Genomic DNA, 4698 nt, shown 5'->3' on the forward strand with positions numbered 1-4698 from the left:
CGAGGGGAAGGCGATCATCACGCTCAACCCCGCGGAACCGCCGATCATGATGCGGAACACGGTCTACACGATGATCCACGAGGACTCCGACGTCGACGAGATCCGCGACTCCGTCTCGCGGATCGAAGCGTCGGTCCAGGAGTACGTCCCCGGCTACGACGTCACCCTCGAATATTCAAAAATATATCCGGAATCCGATCAACCCTAAGTTACAAATCCAATTTAGAAGTCACATTCCCAAGAACCTCATTGAAAAAGTCTAAATCATCTGGTTCAATTTCGTTATTGTTGATTCTCTCAGAAATAATTTCAGCTATTGGACGTTTAGCTAGTTCAATTTCACCATCTTCATTTTCAAGCTCCTCAGCAATATCCTGCCTTTCGAGTTCTCTCACCAAGATTTCATCAATTCGCTGCCCCTCGTATTCTTCTCTTCCTATCTTCCACTTGTTTGGGTCCTCTTTGTTTATTGAAATCGGCTCGAAATTCTCGTTTATCTCCGTGTAGAACTCATTGGTTGCTGCTACGTAGAATTCAGGATCGAAAATATCCTCAATAACAATTTCTTCATCGTGGGGTCTTCGCGATAGTAATTGGACTTGGTCATCATCAATATGCCTATGATGGTTATTGATGCGCCGCTCTACATCCTGTCCCTCTTCATCGCTATCGAGTAAAATTACGTATTCGAGATTTTCAGACTCCAACCAGCTTGCTTTACCGATGACGTCATCCGCACCACGAACGGGCATAAGCGAAATCTTACGCCAATCAATGAAACTACGATCCAGCACTTTATCCATATATGTTCCGACAGCGGAGAGGATGTAGTATTCCGATGGTCCTTCTACCAATAGCTGCCCTTCCGAAACGAAGGGGGAGGCGCTCAAATCGATTCCAAGGGTGTTCCGCAAGGGTTCAAGCGTGCCGGTGTCAGCATCAAAGATATCGGCGTTGATCGTTGTCCCATCCGGAGAGTCTTCAACTGTCCTGATACGTGAAGGGTATTGTTTCTCAATTAAATACGGAGAGTGTGAAGTGTATATTACTTGTTCCTCCTGAGCAATTTCTTCCAGCGATTCTAACCAGTCCTGTTTCCCAGATGGATGAAGATGAACAGCTGGATCATCCAGAAGAAGAATTTTATAACCATTGCTGTCTCCACCAGTTTCTGCGAGTATATTTACATAGAATGAAAAGAACCACTGAAACCCTTCACTGCGCTGCGAAGGATGAGTTAATCCACGTTCCTCATTATGAATTTCATCCTGAATATAAAGTCGCAGGCAGTTGTCTCGGTCACTATAGCTGAGTTTGATCTGAAGATCTTTCTGTGACCACCCTTCATTTAGTTGGTTCTCGATCTCATTCTCTGCACTCTCGATAGCTTGGTCATGAGTTCGACCGGTAGTTTTGGTAATCTCTTTTTCTGTCAAGCCACCGATTTGGAGTAAATTCCAGAATGTACTGTTCTCTTGATCTTCGGATTCATCGAAGTACAATTCGTCTGAGATCAAATCATAGTCATCGTAATATATTATCTCAGGAGATGGAGGAGTAATACTCAGTTCTGTTTCATCCTCAATTCGACCATCGGCATATTTTGTGATACGGTACTCTACCGGGAAATCCTCAATCAAATTATCTTCGGAGTAATGTTCCTCGGCAATATCTTCTGTGATTTCAAAAGTGATAGAAATAATCGGAATATTTTCTTTTGATTCATATTCAATATCATTACAAATATCGCGGTCTTGATATTCGGAGTCTTCTAGAAAAGAATTAATCGCTTCAAGAGTGGATGTCTTTCCAGATTCGTTCTTACCGATGAAGGTGGTAATAGGTTCAAGTCTTACCTCCCCAGAATCCTGTATATTTCTAAAGTTTTGAATTCTGAATGAAGAAATCCGAAGTGGCGGGCCGTCTCTCGACTCCTCTTTATTGATTTGATTTAATGACCGCTTCTTGTCGTCCTGTTTCTCAACTGTTTCCGATTTCTCATCACCCTCTGGTTCAACGTCTTTCTCTATTGTAGTTTCACCTGTAGGTCGTTCGACTGTGTTTCGAATTTGTTTTAGATCCTCTAGCTCCTCTTGAGACAACTCAATACGGGTTTCCGAACCTCTTCGTCCAACGAGGTAATTTCCGTACCCTGCCGCTTGAATAGTCTGCAGAAATGTGGTTATTGCCGCTTTGAGAGTATCTTCAGATTCTTCAGTGAATTTAAAAGTAGTGCGTAATTCCCGTTCACAGTAGCTTGATTTTATTGCACGAGATTCTTTTTCTCTTTCAGCTCGGTCAAGGCACTGAGATAAAAGAGAGAAATAAATGTCAGATTCAGTTATGCCTTCGAAAAAGTACTCTTCAGTGGTCTCATTTAACCCAGTCTCAAAACCAAGGTCGTAGCCACGTTGAGTCGGGGCATAGCCGTCATCTGAGCGCTCAATAAATCCAAGTTCAATTCCGTATCTACTATTTCCTTGTACTGTTCGTTTTGAAAATTCGGTAACATCAGAGAGTTCGCTTGCTGACCATTTTCCACCAGCTTTCAATTGATTACATAGTTGGTGGAGACTTTCGGGGTCACCTTTTGTAGGCGGTAATTCCAGATCTTCAGGGTTAATGTCAGAAGGATCACGAGGATTTCCGATAGGAAGTTCTTCTTGAGTATCCTTTTTACTTTGATCTAGACCGGCTTGAGAAGACTGTTCTTTGCCTTCTTTACCCGAATTCAACGATACAAAGTTATCCTCATCAATGGTAACCGCTTCTAGCTCAGAAAAGATCTCGATTGCTCGTTCAATTTTCGATATCTCACTCTTGTTAATATCTAATCCTCCGGCCGTTTTTTTCGCTAACTTCGCCAAATCTAGTTCATCATTATCGAGATGGAATTTAACCTCCTGAAAAACAGGATCCTCAGAGAGAATTGAAGATATTTGTTGAACCGCTTCGCTTCGTGATTTTCCAATCTTCGTATAATAGTCAATAGTGGCTTGTGGTGGTGTATATACTCCTTGTTTTTCAGCTTCGAGAAGCCCAATATTATTGAAATAGCTGAGGCAACTAGAACAGGTAGATTCTGATTTTTCAGTAGACGCCTTTTTGTAGTGGACTGGTTCTTCTTCATGTTCATACCGGCTCACCAATCCCTCTAAGCATTGCATATGAGTTTGAGCGGTGTACCGAGTCAGTGGAAGAGAAATATCTGTCATTAGCTATGCTCAATAAGCTATATTGTAATAGCTTCAAGGTAATGAATTATCAAATTGATTATCATAATTATCTAGTTAATTTCTATTCACCTACCCGTAGCATATGTTACTTTTTGAGACTGAGATGAAAATTACAGTGAATATACCACAAGAAGAGAGTCTAACCAGTGACCAGCCTAACCAGAGTATCGAACGCAGCCTAAGACTCTCCCCATACCTCCGCAAGTGGTGGCGGTCGATCAGTTTCCGTCGAAACCGTCGGCTCATCGGGATCGTACATATTCTCTTCTAAGACTTCGAGAGAAGCAGCCTGTGACGTCGTAACTGGCATATCCCAGAACGCATACGCGCCGAGGTAGTCGATCAACACCCAGTAATCCGTAGAAAGTTCTCGAAGGGTCGCTTGAGCACGTCCGGATTCGAGGAGATCGTCCAGATCTGGCTCGTGAACCCACGTTTCAGCATACTCTCGCGATAGCTCGATTACTGTATCCTGAGAGGCCCATTCAGCAGCTTCGCGAGCCTCGCCTTCGAGTTCCGGTGCTTCCGGATCGATTGATTTCTCGATGCCGCGGGACGTAGACCAGAATTGTTTATCTGTGGCCCAGTAGAGCGCGAGTTTCCAGACGGCTTCCTTCGAATCATCTTCATCCGAGGTGAGAGTCTCGCGATCATCAAAGGATTCAGCGACGTCAGAGAGCGCCCCATAGGTTGCACTCAGATATTTGCCGAGATAGGAACCGGCTGTTTTCTGAAAGATGATCTCATCGTCGCCTTCCATATCCACGAGATCGTGTCGACCAGCTCGTTCGGCAGCCTCTTCGCGAGAGAGGTCATTATCCCCGTAGCGGTACCAGTCGACCCAACCATCAGAGGAATTGAATCGCACGCCGTCGAGATCGTGTTCTCGTCGGTACCAGTTTAGTATCGTGTCCTCTGTGAACTCGTGAATAACCTGCCACGCTCCTTCTGCCTCTAGCGATGAACCAGTGAACGGGACGAGATCGAGGAGGCCGTTATCATCTGGATCATCAGGATCACCAGCTGGGCGGAGATCGTCGCGGTAGACCAGCGGGCGAACGTCGACGATCGAACCCTGCCCGTAGTCGGACCACTTTTGAGACAGCTCTCCTTTGTCGATCAGCCACGGCATTCCGTCGCTCTCGCGACGTGGTGGGTTGAAATAGAGGGTATGGAGGTGAGGAAGACCACCAGATGCGAATTCGAGGACCTTCACATAGTCTAGTGTCCGACGAGGGCGGCCGGTCACCTTCCCATCGAGATCGGGACGCCAGCCAGATACACCGGCTTCTCGCGTGTCGACCTTCGTCGACGGATCCGAGGAAAGGTACTGCTGGAGCCGGTGAAAGTTCGGATTGATGTTCTGCGTCGAATCAAGCAGGGAATCGTTTAGCTTCGGATCTGTGGTAAGCGTCGCGAACGCCGCGGTCGCGGCCCGGCTCGGCGCGCGCGTCGAGCGCAT

1 protein-coding gene and 2 pseudogenes are annotated in these 4698 nt (G+C 45.8%); 1 reads left to right on the forward strand and 2 read right to left on the reverse strand.

Annotation, left to right across the window (positions count from 1 at the left end; translation table 11 throughout):
* Positions 1-208: pseudogene (locus ACP99_RS17550) on the forward strand (acetaldehyde dehydrogenase family protein); the annotation flags it as partial.
* A gap of 1 nt (position 209) precedes the next feature.
* Here ACP99_RS17550 and ACP99_RS19655 read toward each other — a convergent pair.
* A complete protein-coding gene (locus ACP99_RS19655) occupies positions 210-3215 on the reverse strand; it encodes an ATP-dependent nuclease (protein WP_081927569.1) in 3006 nt (1001 codons plus the stop codon).
* A 199-nt stretch (positions 3216-3414) separates the two neighbouring features.
* Positions 3415-4698: pseudogene (locus ACP99_RS20700) on the reverse strand (hypothetical protein); the annotation flags it as partial.

This window comes from Halobellus rufus (assembly GCF_000739575.1).
GTDB lineage: Archaea > Halobacteriota > Halobacteria > Halobacteriales > Haloferacaceae > Haloquadratum > Haloquadratum rufum.